At 57.0% G+C, this 20015-nt stretch carries 18 protein-coding genes; 13 read left to right on the plus strand and 5 right to left on the minus strand.

The features are described 5' to 3' along the window. The first annotated feature begins 303 nt into the window (after positions 1-303). From guaD to dcp, 5 genes are read left to right on the plus strand one after another with little or no spacing between them, the layout of a single operon-like run. Positions 304-1632 (plus strand): guanine deaminase, encoded by a 1329-nt coding sequence (gene guaD, locus ACG0Z5_RS00890; protein ID WP_394444873.1) that lies wholly within the window; start codon positions 304-306, stop codon positions 1630-1632. Next, entirely contained in the window at positions 1629-3047 is a 1419-nt protein-coding gene (xdhA, locus tag ACG0Z5_RS00895; RefSeq protein WP_394444874.1) for a xanthine dehydrogenase small subunit, read from the plus strand. The genes guaD and xdhA overlap by 4 nt, the downstream gene beginning before the upstream one ends. Next, positions 3037-5403, plus strand: coding sequence for a xanthine dehydrogenase molybdopterin binding subunit (gene xdhB, locus ACG0Z5_RS00900; RefSeq protein ID WP_394444875.1), 2367 nt, complete (start codon positions 3037-3039; stop codon positions 5401-5403). The genes xdhA and xdhB overlap by 11 nt, the downstream gene beginning before the upstream one ends. Continuing rightward, positions 5387-6196: a xanthine dehydrogenase accessory protein XdhC gene (xdhC, locus tag ACG0Z5_RS00905; RefSeq protein ID WP_394444876.1), complete on the plus strand. Its 810-nt coding sequence runs from the start codon at positions 5387-5389 to the stop codon at positions 6194-6196. The genes xdhB and xdhC overlap by 17 nt, the downstream gene beginning before the upstream one ends. After that, the gene (gene dcp / locus ACG0Z5_RS00910) at positions 6196-8241 is read left to right on the plus strand and encodes a peptidyl-dipeptidase Dcp (protein WP_394445060.1); all 2046 of its coding nucleotides are present in this window, start codon (positions 6196-6198) and stop codon (positions 8239-8241) included. The genes xdhC and dcp overlap by 1 nt, the downstream gene beginning before the upstream one ends. Before the next feature lie 267 nt (positions 8242-8508). On the opposite strand, the gene mgtS is transcribed toward dcp, so the two are convergent. Then, positions 8509-8604: a protein MgtS gene (gene mgtS / locus ACG0Z5_RS00915; RefSeq protein WP_319630398.1), complete on the minus strand. Its 96-nt coding sequence runs from the start codon at positions 8602-8604 to the stop codon at positions 8509-8511. A 354-nt stretch (positions 8605-8958) separates the two neighbouring features. Between mgtS and ACG0Z5_RS00920 the strand changes: the two genes are divergently transcribed. The 7 genes from ACG0Z5_RS00920 (at position 8959) to zinT (ending at position 16527) form a co-directional block, all read left to right on the plus strand. Then, complete coding sequence (locus ACG0Z5_RS00920) at positions 8959-10062, plus strand: cobalamin-independent methionine synthase II family protein (protein ID WP_394444877.1); 1104 nt, start codon at positions 8959-8961, stop codon at positions 10060-10062. Positions 10063-10267: 205 nt separating this feature from the next. Further along, the gene (gene urtA / locus ACG0Z5_RS00925; protein WP_394444878.1) at positions 10268-11539 is read left to right on the plus strand and encodes an urea ABC transporter substrate-binding protein; all 1272 of its coding nucleotides are present in this window, start codon (positions 10268-10270) and stop codon (positions 11537-11539) included. A 134-nt stretch (positions 11540-11673) separates the two neighbouring features. Then, the gene (gene urtB, locus ACG0Z5_RS00930; protein WP_394444879.1) at positions 11674-13239 is read left to right on the plus strand and encodes an urea ABC transporter permease subunit UrtB; all 1566 of its coding nucleotides are present in this window, start codon (positions 11674-11676) and stop codon (positions 13237-13239) included. Next, complete coding sequence (gene urtC / locus ACG0Z5_RS00935) at positions 13239-14312, plus strand: urea ABC transporter permease subunit UrtC (RefSeq protein WP_394444880.1); 1074 nt, start codon at positions 13239-13241, stop codon at positions 14310-14312. The genes urtB and urtC overlap by 1 nt, the downstream gene beginning before the upstream one ends. Then, a complete protein-coding gene (gene urtD, locus ACG0Z5_RS00940; RefSeq protein WP_394444881.1) occupies positions 14312-15109 on the plus strand; it encodes an urea ABC transporter ATP-binding protein UrtD in 798 nt (265 codons plus the stop codon). Before urtC ends, urtD begins: the two co-directional genes overlap by 1 nt. Positions 15110-15118: 9 nt before the next feature. Continuing rightward, positions 15119-15817: an urea ABC transporter ATP-binding subunit UrtE gene (gene urtE / locus ACG0Z5_RS00945; protein ID WP_394444882.1), complete on the plus strand. Its 699-nt coding sequence runs from the start codon at positions 15119-15121 to the stop codon at positions 15815-15817. 74 nt (positions 15818-15891) lie between these two features. Next, a complete protein-coding gene (zinT, locus tag ACG0Z5_RS00950; RefSeq protein ID WP_394444883.1) occupies positions 15892-16527 on the plus strand; it encodes a metal-binding protein ZinT in 636 nt (211 codons plus the stop codon). Between the two features lie 50 nt (positions 16528-16577). Here the strand turns inward: zinT and ydeE are convergent, their stop codons facing one another. After that, positions 16578-17777 carry an efflux MFS transporter YdeE gene (ydeE, locus tag ACG0Z5_RS00955; RefSeq protein ID WP_394444884.1) on the minus strand — a complete coding sequence of 400 codons (1200 nt, stop codon included), beginning with the start codon at positions 17775-17777 and terminating at the stop codon, positions 16578-16580. A gap of 204 nt (positions 17778-17981) precedes the next feature. Here ydeE and eamA point away from each other — a divergent pair, with 204 nt between their 5' ends. Next, on the plus strand, positions 17982-18881 hold the full coding sequence (gene eamA / locus ACG0Z5_RS00960) for an O-acetylserine/cysteine exporter (protein WP_394444885.1): 900 nt from the start codon (positions 17982-17984) through the stop codon (positions 18879-18881). A 46-nt stretch (positions 18882-18927) separates the two neighbouring features. Here the strand turns inward: eamA and marB are convergent, their stop codons facing one another. From marB to marR, 3 genes are read right to left on the minus strand one after another with little or no spacing between them, the layout of a single operon-like run. Next, on the minus strand, positions 18928-19146 hold the full coding sequence (gene marB, locus ACG0Z5_RS00965; RefSeq protein WP_319630387.1) for a multiple antibiotic resistance protein MarB: 219 nt from the start codon (positions 19144-19146) through the stop codon (positions 18928-18930). A 29-nt stretch (positions 19147-19175) separates the two neighbouring features. Further along, a complete protein-coding gene (gene marA / locus ACG0Z5_RS00970; protein ID WP_394444886.1) occupies positions 19176-19559 on the minus strand; it encodes an MDR efflux pump AcrAB transcriptional activator MarA in 384 nt (127 codons plus the stop codon). A gap of 21 nt (positions 19560-19580) precedes the next feature. Continuing rightward, the gene (marR, locus tag ACG0Z5_RS00975) at positions 19581-20015 is read right to left on the minus strand and encodes a multiple antibiotic resistance transcriptional regulator MarR (protein ID WP_319787216.1); all 435 of its coding nucleotides are present in this window, start codon (positions 20013-20015) and stop codon (positions 19581-19583) included.

Genomic DNA, 20015 nt, shown 5'->3' on the forward strand with positions numbered 1-20015 from the left:
TCGGCGTGCCCGGTAACGGTGCAAATGCGCTCCCGCTGTGCAATGAAAAACACTGCATTCGTCAGACGCCTTTAATAAAGACATCCCTATATGCAAAGCAACCGTTTGCCGAAATAAGCAATCGGTTGCGGAGTGAATATTATTCAGTTTGTTGCGCAAATGAATGAATAATAACTAACTGATTGAAATAAATAAGAAATAATAAAATCCAAAGCTGGCACTCTCTTTGCAATCTACTCTGATAATACACCTGCAAATCGTTGCCCGGCACGCATCGGGTAAGAGATAAAAAAGAGGTCAGAGATGGTGAAATACCACCGTGTGGTGCGCGGGAGCTTTTTTGATATTGCTGCCGTCGCAGAACATCCGCAAGACATTGCCCGCCAGGCGCGCTTTCTGGAGGACGGGCTACTGTTTATCGCCGACGGACGGGTGACGGCGTTAATGAGCTGGGAAGAAGGGCAGTCGCAGCTGACGCAGCCGGACGCGTGGGTCGATTTACGCGGCAAGTTAATCGTACCGGGCTTTGTCGATACCCATCTCCATTATCCGCAAACCGAAATGATCGGCGCGTTTGGCGAGCAACTGCTTGAATGGCTGACCACCTATACCTTCCCGGTGGAAAGTCAGTATGGCAACGCCGGGCACGCGGCGCAGATGTCGGCATTTTTCCTTAACCAGCTACTGTCGAACGGCACCACTACCGCGCTGGTATTTGGCACCGTGCATCCGGAATCGGTTGACGCACTGTTCGCCGCCGCCGCGCAGCAAAACATGCGAATAATTGCCGGGAAAGTGATGATGGATCGCAATGCGCCGGACTACCTGACGGAAACCGCCGAGCAGAGCTATCAGCAGACACGCGAGCTGATCCTGCGCTGGCATAACCAGCAGCGGTTGGGTTATGCCATCACGCCGCGCTTTGCGCCGACGTCGTCGCCTGCCTTGCTGGAAGCGGTGCAGCGCCTGCGGGAAGCGTTTCCTGACACCTGGCTGCACACCCATTTAAGCGAAAATGCGCAGGAAATCGAATGGGTCAAAAGCCTGTGGCCGGAGCACGAAAACTATCTCGATGTGTATCACCATTACGGTCTGACCGGGAAACGTAGCGTGTTCGCGCACGCCATCCATTTGCAGGAAGCCGAGTGGGACTGCCTGCATCACAGCGATTCGGCGGTGGCGTTTTGCCCGACCTCCAATCTGTTCCTCGGCAGTGGCCTGTTCCGGCTGCAAACCTGCTGGCAGAAGCAGGTCAAAATGGGCATCGGCACCGATGTCGGGGCAGGCACCACCTTCAGCATGCTACGCACCCTCGGCGAAGCCTACAAAATCGGCCAGTTGCAGAGTTACCGCCTGTGCGCCAGTGAAGCGTTCTATCACGCGACCCTGGGCGGCGCCCGGGCGCTGTGTCTGGATGACAAAATTGGCAATTTCGCGGTCGGTAAAGAGGCCGATTTTGTGGTACTCGACCCGGCGGTGACCCCGCTGCAACAGCTGCGCAGTGCCCGCTGTAACGACATCTATGAACGCCTGTTTATGCTGATGACCCTTGGTGACGACCGCAACATCGCCCAGACGTGGATCAACGGCGAATGCGCCTGGCGACGCGATGCTCTGGAGGTGGCGGCATGACTCAGTTCTTACTCAATCAACAGGCCATCACTATCGACAATATCGACCCGAATCTGACGGTGCTGAACTGGTTGCGTACCGACCGATTGCGCTGTGGCACCAAAGAGGGATGCGCCTCCGGTGACTGCGGGGCCTGTACCGTGGTGATCGGCAGCGTTGACGAGGGCAAAATGCGCTACCAAAGCGCCAATGCCTGTTTACTGTTAGTCGGTCAGTTGGCCGGGAAACAGTTGCTGACGGTGGAGGATCTGGCTGACGGCGGTGAATTGCATCCGCTGCAACACACTCTGGCCTGTGGACACGCCTCGCAGTGCGGATTCTGTACCCCCGGGATCGTGATGTCGGCTTTCGCGATGCACAAAAGCGGCGCGGCAGCAGATAGCGCCACCGTCACGCATCATCTCGGCGGCAATCTGTGCCGCTGTACCGGCTATCGGCCGATTGTCGAAGCGGCAAAACAGATCCTCAACATGCCCTGTAGCGATAAATTCACGGCGTCAGAGGCCCAAACGGTGAAACAGCTTCAGGCCCTGAGCGTAACGTCTGACGACGCGCTGTTGAGGCCGGGCTCGCTGGAGGCACTGGCAGACGCCTGTCTGCGCTATCCGCAGGCGAGCCTGCTGGCGGGCGGCACCGATCTCAATCTGCGGGTCACTCAGGCCCATCAGCCGCATACCCGGCTGATTTCACTGGCGCAGGTGGCGGAGCTTCACGGGGTAACACGCGAGGGTAATCAGCTGATTATCGGAGCCATGACCAGCCTGGACACGCTCCAGCATCAGCTGAAAATGGTGATCCCGACTTTCAGCGAGATGCTTAATCGTTTTGCGTCACAGCAGGTTCGTAACCAGGGCACGATCGGGGGCAATATTGCTAACGCCTCGCCAATTGGCGACTGCGCCCCGGCGTTGCTGGCGCTGGATGCTCGCCTGCGACTGCGCTGCGGAGCACACTCGCGGGAAGTGGCGCTGGCTGAGTTCTTCCCCGGCTATCGCCAGACGGGGCTTAACCCTGGGGAGTTTATCTCGCATATCGTGATTGATGACGTGACGTTGTCACAGAATCTGCGGCTGTGGAAAGTCTCTAAACGGCGCGAAGATGATATTTCAGCGGTCTTTGCAGCGATTAACCTGCAGGTAACACACGGCATGATTTCCTACGCGCGTATTGCCTTCGGCGGTATGGCGGCCACGCCTGCCAGAGCGTTTAGCGTCGAGGCGCTGCTGCTGGGCAAACCGATGGATAACACAACCCTGAAAGCCGCCTGTGCGGCACTGACGCAGGATTTTTCCCCGCTGAGCGACGTTCGCGCCAGTGCGGAATACCGTCTGCAGGTGGCGCAGAATCTGCTGAAACGCTATTTCCTGCACATCACATCTGACCACGCCGTGGAGGTTACAGACTATGTCGGCTAAACCCCCTCTATTTTCCGAAGCGGCGCTGAAAGCGCAGTTTTTACAACAGTTGCAAGGGCGGGCAGGTCAATCCCGGCCCCACGACAGCGCCGAGCGCCACGTCAGCGGCACGGCGGAGTATATCGACGATAAAACCCCGCTGGCGGGGATGTTGCATCTCTGTCCGGTCCTGAGTGATTGCGCCCATGGCCGCATTCTCCATATCGAGACCGCGGCCTGCTTCAGCGTGCCCGGCGTAGTGCGCGTTTTGAGCTGGCAGGACGTTCCCGGCGAGCTGGATATCGGCCCGTTGGCACCCGGCGATCCGCTGTTCGCCAGGGAGATCGTCGAGTATCACGGGCAGGTGGTGCTGATGATTGCCGCCGAGTCTCCCGCCGCCGCGCGCGCCGGAGCTTTAGCCGCAAAGGTTGAGATTGCGCCACTCGAGGCGGTGCTTGACGTCGAGCAGGCGCTGGCCAAAGGCCATTTTGTCGAACAGCCGCACATCCAGCAGCGTGGCGACGCCGATGCGGCGCTTGCCTCAGCACCTCAGCGTTTGCAGGGCCAGTTTCACATTGGCGGCCAGGAGCATTTTTATCTCGAGGGGCAGGTGGCGATGGCGCTACCGGGGGAAGACGGCGCGATGCAGATTTGGTCTTCCACCCAGCATCCGACTGAAGTGCAAAAGCTGGTGGCCTCGGTGCTGGGCGTGATGCAAAGCAAGGTCACCGTGGACGTGCGTCGGATGGGGGGCGGCTTCGGCGGGAAAGAGACCCAGGCGGCGGGCATCGCCTGCCATGCTGCGCTGGTGGCTCGCCTCACCGGACGCCCGGCGAAGCTGCGGCTTTCTCGCCGGGACGATATGCGGATAACCGGTAAACGCCACCCGTTTTTTGTGCGCTACGACGTGGGTTTCACCGACGAAGGTTTACTCCACGGGATCGTCATCGATCTGGCCGCGAACTGCGGCTATTCATTGGATTTATCCGGCTCTATCTGTGACCGGGCAATGTTCCATGCCGATAACGCCTATTACCTCGGCGATGCCCGGGTCACTGGCTATCGCTGTCGTACCCATCTGGCCTCGAACACCGCATTTCGCGGTTTCGGTGGGCCGCAGGGCATGGTGGCTATCGAACAAATCATGGACGCTATCGCCCGTTATCTCGGACAGGATCCGCTGCGGGTACGTCAACTGAATTTCTATGGCGGCCCCGGGCGGGACGTGACCCACTATCATCAGCCGGTAAAACAGAATCTGGCCCAGCGAGTGACCGGACAACTGGCCGATTCCGCACGCTATTGCCAGCGGCGGGCGGATATCACAGCCTTTAATGCGCAAAGCCCGGTATTGAAGCGTGGCCTGGCGCTAACGCCGGTGAAATTCGGCATTTCGTTCACGTCCAGTTTTCTCAATCAGGCTGGGGCGCTGATCCTGATTTACACCGACGGCACGGTGCAGCTCAATCACGGCGGCACGGAAATGGGCCAGGGGCTGAACACCAAAGTGGCACAGATTGTCGCCGACGTGCTGCAGATCCCGCTCGATACCATTCAGATGACGGCCACCAGCACCGGCAAAGTGCCGAATACCTCGCCCACGGCGGCCTCGTCCGGCGCTGACCTTAACGGTAAAGCGGCGGAAATCGCCGCCCAGACGCTGCGCCAGCGTTTGGTGGAGATGCTGTGTACGCGGCATGAGTGCGACGCAGAGCAAGTGCGTTTCTCAAATGGCGTGGTACAGGTCAAAGATAGCTATTACAGCTTTGCGCAGGTGGCAAATCTGGCGTGGCTGAATCAGGTCCCGCTCTCGGCGACCGGATTTTATAAAGTGCCTGGGATTCACTACGACCGTCAGGCCGGGCGAGGCGAACCGTTCTACTATTTTGCGTGGGGCGCCGCCTGTTCTGAAGTGCTGGTCGATACCCTGACCGGAGAATACCGCCTGCTGCGGACCGATATTCTGCATGACGTTGGGCACTCACTGAACCCGGCACTGGATATCGGCCAGATTGAAGGCGGATTCATGCAGGGCGTGGGATGGCTGACCACCGAAGAGTTGAAGTGGGACGATAAAGGCCGACTGCTATCCGACGGACCGATGAGCTACAAAATTCCGGCGATTACCGATATGCCGGAGGTGCTCAACGTGTCGCTGCTGGAGGCGCACGGCAATAGCGCGGAGACGGTCTATCGATCGAAAGCGGTCGGTGAACCGCCGTTTATGCTAGGGATATCTGTGTGGTGCGCGTTGCAGGACGCGGTCGCGGCGGTGGGGGATTATCGTCAGCACCCTCATTTGGACGCGCCAGCCACACCGGAGCGCGTGCTGGCCGGGGTCAGCCAACGGGAGGCGTGGGATGCAAAAAACGGATGAATGGCTCGATGTGCTGCTGCGCCTGCGTGACCGGCGGGTTCCGGCGATTATTCTTACGCTGTTGCAGGATAAAGGCTCGGTGCCGCGCGGGGCGGGCACTAAGATGGTAGTGAGTCTGGATGAAAGCTGGTTGACCATCGGCGGTGGCAATCTGGAATTTCAGTGCATGGCGATTGCCCGGGAGATGCTGGCCTCCGGACAGCAAACACCTCGCCAGGAAACCTTCGCCTTAGGTGCGCGCACCGGGCAGTGCTGCGGCGGCATGACTCAGGTGCTGTTTGAACCCTGGGGCTTGCCGCAGCCGGAAATCTATCTGTTTGGTGCCGGGCATGTGGGGCAGGCGCTGGTGGCTATTCTCGCCACGCTGCCGTGCCGGGTTAACTGGGTGGATGAACGTGAAGCGCAGTTTGGCATCATCCCGGCGAGCGTGCGCTGCCTTCATACTGATGACCCGTGCGACGTGGCCCGCCATGCCCCGAGTAACAGTTTGTTCGTCGTGATGACTCATCATCACCCGTTGGATCTGGCGCTGGCAGAAACGGTATTAAAGCGGGGTGACGCTGGCTATTTGGGCGTGATTGGTTCCCGGACCAAGCGCCAGCGCTTTGATTATCTGCTGGAAGGCAAAGGGATCAACCGTGAAAAACGCGAGACAATGCGCTGCCCGATCGGCCTGCCGGACGTCAAAGGCAAACTGCCCGCAGAAATCGCCGTGGCGGTGGCAGGGGAAATCATTGCGGTTTATCAAGGGGTTGCCTACTCTAAGGACAGTCCCGTTTTCAGGAGTGAATGATGAGCAATGAGAATCCGTTTTTAACCGTCAGCCTGCTGCCGTATCAGGCCCCACGCTTTGACCTGATTGAGGACCACCATTACCGGCCTGCGTTTGACGAAGGCCTGCGCCGTAAGCGGGAAGACGTGGCCGCCATCGCCGGGAATACGCAGCCCGCGACCTTTGACAATGTCTTTGTGGCGCTGGAAAAAAGCGGCGAACTGCTGGAGCGCGTCACCTCGGTGTTTTACGCCATGACCAACGCGCATACCAACGACACGCTTCAACAGCTCGATGAACAGTTTTCCGCTGAGCTGGCCGGACTGGCGAACGATATCTACCTCAACGACGCGCTATTCTCGCGGGTGGAGCAGGTCTGGCAGCAGCGAAGTACGTTGAATCTCGATGCCGAATCGCTGCGCCTGGTGGAGGTGGTTTATCAGCGTTTTATTCTGTCGGGGGCAAAACTGGCGCCAGCGCAAAAAGACCAACTGCGTGCCCTGAATACGCAAGCGGCTACGCTCAGCACGCAGTTCCATCAGCGTTTACTGGCCGCCGCGAAAACCGGGGGGCTGGTGCTAAATGAACGTCACTTACTCGACGGCCTGAGCGACGAAGAGATCTCCGCTGCCGCCAGCGCGGCCCGTGATAAGGGGCTAACCGACCGCTGGCTGCTGCCGCTGCTGAACTGCACTCAGCAGCCTGCGCTGGCTCAGCTTCAGAACAGGCAGACGCGTGAAAATCTGTTCAATGCGGGCTGGTTGCGCAATGAGAAAGGCGACCAGAACGATACCCGGGAACTGATTTTACGTCTTGTCAGCGTGCGCGCCGGGCAGGCAAAACTGCTCGGCTACCGCGATTACGCCAGCTGGAGCATGGCCGATCAGATGGCGAAAACGCCGGACGCGGCATTCAGCTTTATGCGTAAAATTACCCCTGCGGCTCGGGCTCGCGCCGAACGTGAATGGGCGGATATTCAGCAGGTTATCGACCAACAGCAGGGCGGTTTCCAGGCCCAGGCCTGGGACTGGGCTTACTATGCCGAACAGGTGCGGTTGGCGCGATATTCCCTCGATGAATCGCAGATAAAGCCTTATCTGGAACTGAACAACGTCCTGACCGAAGGCGTGTTCTGGACCGCGTCGCAGCTGTTCGGTATTCGCTTCGTCGAACGTTTTGACATCCCTGTTTATCATCCTGACGTGCGCGTCTGGGAAATTTTCGACGCCAACGGGGAAGGGCTGGGGCTGTTCTACGGAGATTTCTTCGCCCGTGACTCGAAAGGCGGCGGGGCGTGGATGGATAACTTTGTGCAGCAGTCGACGCTGCTTGAACAGCGGCCGGTTATCTATAACGTCTGCAATTATCAGAAACCCACGGCGGGCAATCCGGCGCTACTGACCTGGGATGATGTGGTCACCCTGTTCCACGAGTTTGGTCATACGTTGCACGGGTTGTTTGCCAGCCAGCGCTATCCGGGCCTGTCCGGCACCCGTACTCCGCGTGATTTTGTCGAGTTCCCGTCGCAAATCAACGAGCACTGGGCGCGTCATCCGCAGGTGTTTGCCCGTTTTGCCCGGCACTATCGCAGTGGCGAACCGATGCCCGAGGCGCTGCGCGACAGCATGATGCGTGCCGCGACCTTCAACAAAGGCTATGACATGACCGAACTGGTCAGTTCCGCGCTGCTGGATATGAACTGGCATAGCGTGACCCCCGAGACGGTGCCCTCTGACGTGAACGCCTTTGAAAACGAGGTCATCGTTAAGGAAAAACTCAATCTTGCTGCCGTTCCGCCACGCTATCGCAGCAGCTATTTCGCGCACATTTTCGGCGGCGGTTATGCGGCAGGATATTACGCGTATATCTGGACGCAGATGTTGGCTGACGATGGCTATAAGTGGTTTGTCGAGCACGGCGGGCTCAGCCGGGAAAATGGTCAGCGGTTCCGCGAAGCGATTTTATCTCGTGGCAACAGCAGTGATTTAGAGGCGTTGTACCGCGACTGGCGTGGGCACGATCCCCGCCCAGAGCCGATGCTTATAAATCGCGGATTAAGTGAGTGATTTCGCTACGCCATGCCCGAATTAACCGCTTCGTTTAGGCTTCATTGAAGTCAGGCGTGATAGGTTGATTTCATGTTGCATCCGGGCAAGGAATCGCCTGAGTTGCTGACTAATCAAAACACAGATCTATCCATGCAAGCATTTACCGCCACACCGTTGGCGGTTTTTTTTGTCTTTTTTTCCGCTCGCATAACAATGGCACCAACAAAAAGCCCCTTGCGCTAAAAGCAGCAAGGGGCCGTTACGGGTCGGGTGTGTCAGTGTTCATCAGTCATCCCATTTATGGCTGAAATACGCAGCAAGAAAACCACTGAATACGATAGTGCCTAAGACTGCGATAAAGACATGCATATTTCCCAGCATGATTAACCTCCGTTGATATTAAAGACGTGCGATACAAGCCTCACTTACCTTTTTATTTAGCCGCGATGAACACAGCATACCGGATGAAATCTAAACGAATCGTTAATTGTGTGAACTATTTAGTCGGTTGCGTAAATTTTTTGCGATAAGTTTGTGGGCTCACGGCGAAATGCAGGGCCAGCGACTCCACGCTGTTGCCACAACATGAATTTATTTCACGGCTGATGAATTAATCTCGTTTGCCTGCGCCTCTCCCGCATGGCAAGTTGAAGACATATAGCCATCCAGAAGTCTAAAGTTGTTTTCCCTAATTATCACGTCAGGCAATCAGTTGCCTGACGGCGAGGAGAGTCCATGTCACAGCCTACTGCCCCATTCCGCGCCGATATCGTCGGCAGTTTTTTACGTCCAGACAGCATTAAACACGCCCGTCAACAGTTCGCCGAGGGGGCCATTGATGCCCCGACGCTGCGTGCAGTTGAGGATGAAGCTATTTTGCATGTCGTACAGCATCAATGTGACTGTGGTCTGAAAGTGGTGACCGACGGTGAATTCCGTCGCGCCTGGTGGCATTTTGATTTCTTTGATGGCCTGCAGGGCGTGGAGCGCTACGATTCCGAGCAGGGGATTCAGTTTAACGGCGTGCAAACCAAGGCGCACGGCGTGCGTGTCACGGATAAACTGGGCTTTGGTCATCACCCAATGCTTGATGATTTCCGCTATCTGAAAAGCATCAGCGGTGATGCACAGCCAAAAATGACCATTCCCAGCCCGAGCGTGCTGCATTTCCGCGGCGGGCGCAAAGATATCGATGCCACGGTTTACCCGGACCTGGCCGACTATTTTGACGATTTGGCGACCACCTGGCGCGACGCTATCCGCGCGTTCTATGACGCGGGATGCCGTTATTTGCAGCTGGATGATACCGTCTGGGCGTATCTCTGTTCCGACGAGCAGCGCCAGCAGGTACGTGAGCGCGGCGACTGTCCGGATGAGCTGGCGAAAATCTACGCCCGGGTGCTGAATAAAGCGCTGGAAGGCAAACCGGCAGATTTAACCATCGGGCTGCATGTCTGTCGGGGTAACTTCCGCTCGACGTGGATCTCCTCCGGTGGTTACGAGCCGGTGGCGGAAGTGCTGTTTGGTAGCGTCAACGTCGATGCGTTCTTCCTCGAATACGATAACGATCGTTCCGGTGACTTCCAGCCGCTGCGCTTCGTCCGTCCGGGGCATCAGCAGGTGGTGCTGGGCCTGATCACCACCAAAAACGGCGAACTGGAAAACCCGGAGGGCGTTAAAGCCCGTCTGGCGGAAGCCGCGCAGTTTGTGGCGAAAGAGCAAATTTGCCTCAGCCCACAGTGCGGATTTGCTTCCACCGAAGAGGGCAACAGCCTCAGCGAATCCCAGCAGTGGCAGAAAGTACGCCTGGTGACGGAGATTGCCGCCCAGGTCTGGTAATGTCCGCTTAACCCAGGGCAACGCTGCACTCTTTTAAAGCAGCGTTGCCCTGAATCTGACGTTCCACCCTGCAACAAAAGTTGTCATTCTTCAGTCTACCCGCCTGTTTTCATCTCAGTTTTCCACTCTGGCATCTTTCTTGCCTTACTCCTGACGACTACACGATGTTCTTAACCTTGTTGCCGTCTCTATTCAGGAGTGAATCATGCGCCGTCGAACGTTACTTAAAGCTTTTGCTCTCTCTGCCTCTGTGGTTGCCATGGGTTTCAGCGTGAGTGTCTATGCCGCCGACACCATCAAAGTGGGGATCATGCATTCGCTGTCCGGGACCATGGCGATTTCCGAAACGCCGCTGAAAGATGTCGCTCTGATGACCATCGATGAGATCAACGCCAAAGGCGGCGTGCTCGGCAAAAAACTCGAGCCGGTAGTGGTCGACCCTGCGTCTAATTGGCCGCTGTTTGCGGAAAAAGCGCGTCAGCTGCTGACGCAGGATAAAGTAGCGGTGGTGTTTGGCTGCTGGACGTCGGTGTCGCGCAAATCGGTGCTGCCAGTGTTTGAGGAACTGAACGGTCTGCTGTTCTATCCGGTGCAGTATGAAGGCGAAGAGATGTCGCCAAACGTCTTTTACACCGGGGCGGCGCCTAATCAGCAGGCGATCCCGGCGGTGGAATATCTGATGAGCGAAGATGGCGGCAGCGCCAAACGCTTCTTCCTGCTCGGCACTGATTACGTCTATCCCCGCACCACCAACAAAATTCTACGGGCTTACCTGCACGACAAAGGCGTACAGGATAAGGACATCGAAGAGGTTTATACCCCGTTTGGCTACAGCGATTATCAAACGATCGTCGCCAACATTAAGAAGTTCTCCGCCGGGGGCAAAACCGCAGTGGTGTCGACCATTAACGGTGACTCTAACGTGCCGTTCTACAAAGAGCTGGCGAATCAGAGCGTGAAAGCGACCGATGTCCCGGTGGTGGCGTTCTCCGTTGGCGAAGAGGAACTGCGCGGGATTGATACCCAACCCCTGGTCGGCAACCTCGCGGCGTGGAACTACTTTGAGTCGGTCGATAACCCGACCAACAAAGCCTTTGTCGCCGATTACCGCGCCTACGCGAAAGCCCACAAGCTGCCGAACGCCGATACCGTGGTGACCAACGATCCGATGGAAGCCACCTACGTCGGGATTCATATGTGGGCGCAGGCGGTCGAAAAAGCGGGTACCACCGACGTGGATAAGGTGCGTGCTGCAATGGCCAATCAATCCTTCAAAGCGCCGTCAGGCTTCACGTTGACCATGGACGCCACCAATCACCATCTGCATAAACCGGTGATGATCGGCGAAATCGAAGGTAACGGTCAGTTCAACGTAGTGTGGCAGACCGATAAACCGGTTCGCGCGCAGCCCTGGAGCCCGTTCATTCCGGGTAACGACAAGAAACCCGATCAGCCAATGAAAATGGCCAGCAACTGAGTCTGTTCTCCCCCTCACCCTAACCCTCTCCCTCAAGGGAGAGGGAACTGTTGGCGCTGTTTTCTCCCTCTCCCTATGGGAGAGGGTCGGGGTGAGGGCACCACCAGCACAGTATTCACAAAAAGGAATTCACCATGACATTCGCTCGCTGGCTGCTGATCGTAGCCTGGCTGTTGCCCTGTTTTGCCCGCGCAGGGGATGCCGATGATTTCGTCGCCGCCACCCGCAGCCAGCAGTCAACCCTGTTGACGCAGTGGGCCGCCGATCCTCAGCCTCAGCGCCTGCCGCTCTTACAGGCGCTGGCCGCGGAAAGCGTACGCCGCGACGAGGCGAATCATGCGTTCAGCGTCGAAAGCGGCCAGCCGCAGGCTCTCGGCGAGTCGGCAACGCCCACGGGGGAACTGACACCGGTACGGCTAACCAACCGACTGCGTAACTTAGTGGCCGGGGCGTTGGCGACGCATCAGTTGGTGAGTGACAGTGTCACGCAAAGGCTGGCGGCGGCTAAGACCCTCCAGCGCGAAGCCTCGCCGGCGCTACTGCCAATGCTGGAAAAACGGCTGGAGGTTGAACCGGATGATGGTGTTAAACAGCAACTGGAAATGACGCTGGCGAATTTGCAGCTCACCAGCCCGGAGGCGGCGGTACGCCAGCTGGCGGTCACGCGGCTGGGGGATTCCAGCGATCCAGAAACGCAGGCGCGATTGTTACCTTACACCGACGCGCAGCGCGAGCCAGATGCGGGCGTGCGCGCGGCGGCGGCGGAGAGCCTGAAACACATTCAGCAGCGTCTTTTTTGGGGCGACATTCTCGGGCAGGCGTTTATGGGCATTTCGCTGGGCTCCATTTTGCTGTTAGCCGCGCTGGGGCTGGCGATCACCTACGGTCTGCTCGGCGTCATTAATATGGCGCACGGGGAAATGCTGATGCTTGGAGCCTACAGCACCTGGCTGGTGCAGCAGGCCCTGAGTCAATACGCACCGCAGTGGCTGGCATTTTACCCGCTGCTGGCGTTGCCAGTGGCGTTTGGAATAACTGGAGCGATCGGCATGCTGCTGGAGCGTACGGTCATCCGCCATCTGTACGGGCGTCCACTTGAGACGCTGTTGGCGACGTGGGGGATAAGCCTGATGCTTATCCAGTTAGTGCGGATGCTGTTTGGCGCGCAGAACGTCGAAGTGGCAAACCCCGGCTGGTTGTCGGGAGGCATTCAGGCGTTGCCAAATCTTATTCTGCCGTGGAATCGCCTGGTGGTAATAGGTTTTGTGCTGCTGGTGTTGTTCTTCACCTGGCTGATTCTGAACAAAACGCGGCTGGGTCTGCACGTGCGGGCGGTGACCCAGAATCGGGCGATGGCGGCCTGCTGCGGGGTGCCGACCGGGCGGGTGGATATGTTGGCGTTTGGCCTCGGATCAGGCATTGCCGGGCTGGGGGGCGTGGCGCTGTCGCAGTTAGGTAACGTCGGACCGGAACTCGGTCAGGGCTATATTATCGATTCCTTCCTGGTGGTGGTTCTCGGCGGCGTCGGGCAACTGGCAGGCAGCGTGGCGGCGGCGTTTGGGCTGGGCATTTTCAATAAAATTCTCGAACCCCAGATGGGCGCGGTGCTCGGTAAAATCTTGATTCTGGTGCTGATCATTCTGTTTATACAGAAGCGTCCGCAGGGGCTGTTTGCGCTGAAAGGGAGGGTGATTGACTGATGAGCCAGCCATTAACCTTAACGCTTGCCCGCCGGGCACCGCGTCCACTGCGCTGGTTAGGCGGTGCGGTGGTGATCGCCTTGCTGATGATGCCGTTTCTGGCACTGCTGCCCGCCACGCATCCGTTGGCGGTATCCACCTGGACGCTGACCCTGGTCGGGAAAATCCTTTGTTACGCAGTGGTGGCGGTGGCGCTGGATTTGGTCTGGGGCTATGCCGGGATGTTGTCGCTTGGGCACGGTCTGTTCTTCGCCCTCGGGGGCTATGCGATGGGCATGTACCTGATGCGCCAGGCCGCAGGCGATGGACTTCCGGCGTTTATGTCATTTTTGTCGTGGAATGAACTGCCGTGGTTCTGGTGGGGAACCCAGCATTTTGCCTGGGCGATGCTGCTGGTGATGCTGGTGCCGGGCCTGCTGGCGCTGGTGTTCGGCTGGTTCGCCTTCCGCTCCAAAATCAAAGGCGTCTATTTCTCGATAATGACCCAGGCGCTGACCTATGCCGGAATGCTGCTGTTTTTCCGCAATGAAACCGGGTTTGGCGGCAACAACGGCTTTACCGGGTTTTCCACCATTCTCGGCTTTTCGGTCACCGCCACCGGCACGCGGGCCGCGCTGTTTCTGGCCACGGTGCTTCTGCTGTTGGTAACCCTGGCTATCGGTTTTGCCCTGGCACGCAGCAAGTTTGGCCGCATTTTGACGGCGGTGCGTGATGCGGAAAACCGGCTGATGTTCTGCGGCTATGACCCGCGTGGCTTCAAGCTGCTGGTGTGGACGCTCTCGGCAGTGCTGTGTGGCCTGGCGGGGGCGCTGTATGTCCCGCAGGTCGGGATTATTAACCCGGGTGAAATGTCGCCGACTAACTCAATTGAGGCCGCTATCTGGGTCGCGCTCGGCGGGCGAGGCACGCTGGTGGGGCCGGTGCTCGGGGCGGCAATCGTTAACGGTGCTAAAAGCCTGTTCACGGTGGCGATGCCGGAATACTGGCAGTTGTTCCTCGGCCTGATTTTCATCGTTGTGACGCTGTTTTTACCGCGCGGCGTGATGGGCCTGCTGCGTAAAGGAGACAAATAATGCAACCTGACGAAGGACTGTTTACCCGCCAACTGCCGGGCGATCGCTACCGGAATCAGACCGACCCGGTGCTACAGCTGGAAAAAATCAACGTCAACTTTGACGGTTTTCAGGCGCTGACCGATCTGTCGTTACAGATTGGCGTCGGGGAACTGCGCTGCGTGATTGGCCCCAACGGTGCGGGAAAAACCACGCTGATGGATGTGATCACCGGCAAGACCAGACCGCAGAGCGGCAGGGCGATTTACGATCAGTCCGTCGACCTGACCGCGCTGGACCCGATTGCGATTGCTCGCCAGGGCATTGGACGTAAATTCCAGAAACCGACGGTATTCGAGGCGCTCACCGTGGCCGAAAACCTTGAGCTGGCAATGCGCGGCGATAAATCGGTCTGGGCCAGCCTGCGGGCGACGCTCTCCGGGGTACAGCACGACCGCATCGATGAGGTGCTGCAATTGTTGCGTCTGGAAGGCGAACGCGCCCGGCGGGCGGGCCTGTTGTCACACGGGCAAAAACAGTTCCTCGAAATTGGCATGCTGCTGGTGCAGGAGCCGCATTTGCTGCTGCTCGACGAACCGGCGGCAGGCATGACCGATGCAGAAACCGAATATACCGCGGAACTGTTTCGCACGCTTTCAGGCCGCCATTCGCTGATGGTGGTGGAGCACGACATGGGCTTTGTCGAAACCATCGCCGACCGCGTGACCGTCCTGCATCAGGGCCAGGTGCTGGCGGAGGGATCGCTTCGTGAAGTGCAGGCTAACGAGCAGGTCATCGAAGTCTATCTCGGGCGTTAAGGAGGCCGAATGTTACAGGTTCAGGAATTGCATCAGTATTATAGCGGGAGCCACATTCTGCGCGGGGTGAGCTTTAACGCACTGCCGGGGGAAATCACCTGTTTACTAGGCCGCAACGGGGCCGGTAAAACCACGCTGCTGAAATGTCTGATGGGGCTTATCCCGGCACGCAGCGGCAGCGTGAGCTGGCAGGAGAGCAACATCACCCATCGCAAACCGCATCAACGCGTGCAGGCCGGGATCGCTTATGTGCCGCAGGGGCGCGAAATATTTCCCAGGCTGACGGTTGAAGAGAATTTGCTGCTCGGCATGTCGCGATTTTCGGCGCGTGAGGCCAGCGTGGTGCCGGAAGACATTTATCAGCTGTTCCCGGTGCTGCGGGCAATGAAACAACGGCGAGGTGGCGACCTCTCCGGTGGGCAGCAGCAGCAGCTGGCGATAGGCCGGGCGCTGGCGAGTCGACCGCAGCTGCTGATCCTCGATGAGCCAACCGAAGGCATTCAGCCCTCGGTAATCAAAGAGATAGGCGAGGTCATCCGGCAGCTCGCCCGGCGCGGTGATATGGCTATTCTGCTGGTCGAGCAATTTTATGATTTTGCCGAAGATCTGGCTGACCGCTATCTGGTGATGTCGCGCGGGACGATTGTTCAGCAGGGGCGCGGAGAAAACATGGCGGCTGATGGCGTGCGGGGGATGGTGACGATTTGAACGGCCTAAGGGTTGATGCGGTAAATGTAATAATATAACATTGCATTTTCTGGTATCGACCCGAGGGAAAATAAGTGGCCGTGCAACGTTTATCAATGACTATTCTGGGGCTGCTGCTGAGCAGCAGCGCATTCGCGCATTCACATGGGCATCAAATGACCGAAGCCGAACAACAAGCGGCGAAAGGCATTTTTGCCGACGCTGACGTTAAAGACCGTTCGCTTGATGACTGGGACGGTATTTGGCAGTCCGTTTATCCTCTGCTACAAAGCGGTGATTTAGACCCGGTGTTTAAGCAGAAAGCTGATAAGGACAGCAGCAAAACCTTTGATCAGGTTAAAGCGTATTACCAGACGGGATACAAAACCGACGTCGGCAAAATTGAGATTGAAAATAAGGTAATGACGTTTTATCAGGGCGACAAATCAGCCTCGTGTGAGTATCGCTACGACGGTTACAAGATCCTGCACTATGCCTCGGGCAAGAAGGGCGTGCGTTACCTGTTTAGCTGCACCGACAGCGCCAGCCAGGCCCCGAAATTCGTTCAGTTCAGCGACCACACCATCGGGCCGCGCAAATCTCAGCACTTCCATATTTACACCGGCAACAGCTCGCAGGCAGAACTGCTCAAACAGATGGATAACTGGCCGACCTATTATCCAGAGCAGCTTTACGCCCGCCAGGTGGTGGACGAAATGCTGCATCACTAACCCGTAATCACGTTGCCCGGCGGTGTAAACTTGCCGGGTAACGCTGAACGTCAGGCCGTTTTTAATGTACTGTCTGCGTTCCACGCCTTTACGCTCATGCCGCGCAGGATCATCAGCCACGCCAGCACAATCGCCAGCATCATGAAGGCAAATAGCGTCCAGGCGGGCAGCGAACTGAGGATAATCCCGGTGACCATTGGGTTAATGGCAGCCCCCAGCCAACCGAGTGCCTGAGCGGAAAAATAGCTCGCTTTCATCCCCGGTGGGGCGATGTTGTCGATCAGCATATATTCGCCGGGCGCATAAATGATTTCTCCCAGTGTAAACACCGCCGCGGCAATACCCCAGTAGACAAGGTTTTCCCCCGAGAAGATAAAACCGCCGAGGCCGAGCAGGAAACAGAGCGTGCCGAGGGCCATCAGCGGCCGAATATTACTGGCGGTGATTTTCCGCCCGACGAAATATTGCAGACTAACGACCACGATGGCGTTTACCGGCAGCACCACCGAGACCACTTTTTGCGCAAAATCGGCGTTATCAGCCACGGTCAGCACGTACTGCGAAATGCAGGTGGCAAACGAACCGCCGACGTAAGAGGCCAGCAGGCCTGAGAGCGTGTACCAGAACAGCGCCTTGTCTTTCAGCAGTACCGACGGCTGCCAGACGTTGGTGCTTTTCTCCTCACCGCTTTCCACGCTGCGCTTAACGTAAAACTGAATAAACACTAGCGGGAAGGCGGCGCAGACGGCGGCAAGCCAGAACGGTAACTGCAGGCTGTACATGACAAGCCAGGTGCCAATCGGCGGGCCGACAGTCCAGCCAATATTCAGAAAGCTGTAATTGAGCGAGAAAATGCGCGCTTTTTCCCCCACGCTCAACACGTCGGCAAACCAGGCTTTCAGCACGGTGGAAAAGACCGAATAGGCGCAGTTAATTAGCGAGAAGAAGAACACCACCAGGGCAACGCTATTGACCAGCGGGATCGCCGCGAAACCGGCAATGAACGCCAGGATCGCCACAATCATGTAGCGCTTTTTATCGAATTTATCCGCCAGAATGCCAAAGCCGAGGCTGAAGACCACCCCGACGGTAAGGGCGAGGGTCAGCGCATAGCCGATGGCCTCGACGCTCATGCCGTACTGACGCGTCAGGTAAATGGTCATAAACGGCAGCGTGGCACCGCGGCCAATGGTTAACAGCAACGACGACGCCAGCAACGCTGAGGTTGAACGCTTCACAGAGGATTTCATTATTTTACCTGATGTCTGCCCGACAATTGCTTATCTTATTTTGTTGTGTCTTATCACAATTATCATGCCGTCCGGGGGCTTGTATAGATCCCAATTTATCCCCAAGTGCCTTGACCCCCTGCCAAAAATAATGATCTGTTCCTCGGCCTGAATTTTCGTTACCTTGAACTTGTTTACAAAAACTTAATAATTCAGAGGCTGGGTATGACGCGGAAAGATGGGCTGTTAGCGCTGTTGGTGGTCGTTGTCTGGGGACTGAATTTTGTGGTCATTAAAGTCGGTCTGCACAACATGCCTCCGCTGATGCTGGCGGGTCTGCGTTTTCTGCTGGTGGCTATTCCGGCCATTTTCTTTGTCGCACGGCCTAAAGTTCCCTTGTCGCTCCTGCTCGGTTATGGCCTGACCATCAGCTTCGGCCAGTTTGCCTTTCTTTTTTGCGCCATCAATTTCGGCATGCCAGCGGGGCTGGCGTCGCTGGTGTTACAGGCGCAGGCGTTCTTCACCATTCTTCTTGGTGCGGTGGCATTCGGTGAACGGTTGCAGGGCAAACAGATGGCGGGCATTTTGCTGGCGGTGTTCGGGGTACTGGTGTTGATAGAGGCAAGCCTGAATGGCCAGCATGTGGCGATGCTCGGGTTCTTCCTGACCCTGGCGGCGGCGTTTAGCTGGGCCTGCGGAAATATCTTCAACAAGAAAATTATGCAGCTGGACACGCGCCCGGCGGTGATGTCGTTAGTGGTGTGGAGTGCGCTTATCCCGATCCTGCCGTTTATGCTGGCCTCGGCGCTGCTGGATGGCCCGGCGGTGATGGTGCAAAGCCTGGTGAATATCGACCTGACTACCATTTTATCGCTGGTGTATCTGGCATTCGTGGCGACGATTGTCGGCTATGGGATTTGGGGTTCGCTGCTTGGACGCTATGAAACCTGGCGGGTGGCGCCGCTGTCACTGCTGGTGCCGGTGGTGGGGATGGCCAGTGCGGCAGCATTGCTGGATGAAACGCTCTCGGCGCTGCAGTTGGTCGGCGCGCTGTTGATCATGGGCGGGTTGTATATCAACGTCTTTGGGTTACGTCTTCGTCGGGCAAAAGCGGTGCAGGGCTGAGGCGGAAAGAATCAGAAAAAAGCCCCGCATCTGCGGGGCAAAAAAGTTACTGGGAGGTTCCGTTATAGTATGGCACGCCCAGTTCGTCGGATTTGTCGCTGCCTGAACCCATGTGATTGAAGTCAAACGGCGACTTGTCCTGTGCGGACGGCATCAACATGGTGTCCTGAGCCCCATGGCTGGCAGGGATTGTGGATTGCTCCGCATAACTCTGGCCGGAGACCAGCACCAAAAGGGTGAGGGCGGCGGAGGCGAACAGTTTCATTTTTTCCTCGATACGTCTTGTGCAGGCGATTAACAATTACAGTGGTTGAGCGGCATCAGATAACGCGACTCGCCGGGCATATTAGTGATGCGATATTTGTGCGGCGGTACATCGAAATAGTTTTTAAAGGTGCGCGTCAACGTCTGCTGGGATTCAAAGCCGTAACGTTCGGCCAGATACAGAATTGGCTCGTCACTTTTCTTCAGCTGCTGTGCGATTTCAGTCAGTTTACGGCTGCGAATATATTGACCCAGTGAATGTCCCGTCTCTTTTTTGAACATCCGTTGCAGGTGCCACTTGGAGTAACCGGAACGCTCTGACACTTTTTCAAGTGACAGTGGTGATTCCAGATTGCTCTCGATCCAGTCCAAAATGCTATGAATAGTGATAGCGTCAGTATTACGTCTGGACATCGTCTTACCTCTTTCTTCTGTTTACGGCAGGATTTTCTTGAGCAAAAGCTCAAGGGCTGCGACCTCGTCCGCCGTTAAGTTTTTTGTTAATTCCTGGTGCAGGTCCTGACCCACCAACTGGTGGCATTTCTCACATATTGCCGCGCCGTCCGGTGTCAATCGCACCAGTACGCCACGTTTATCATTTGGGTTGGGCAGGCGTTCAATCCAGCCTTTACACAGCAAACGGTCAAGCATTCGGGTTAATGCCCCGAGATCGACCGACAGGGCTTTTTTCAGTTCAACTGGCGTGATGCAGACCGCACAGCGAATCGAACACAGCGTTTTGAACTGTGAGGCAGTGATATCCAAAGGCGACAGATAGTCGTTCAAAAGACGATCTTTTTTCTGGTTGACCATATGGATCAAGCGACCAAGTGGGATGATTTCGTTAAACAGGTCACTGGTGCTTTTCAC

This window comes from Scandinavium sp. M-37 (assembly GCF_043558715.1).
Classification (GTDB): Bacteria; Pseudomonadota; Gammaproteobacteria; order Enterobacterales; family Enterobacteriaceae; genus Scandinavium; species Scandinavium vulneris_A.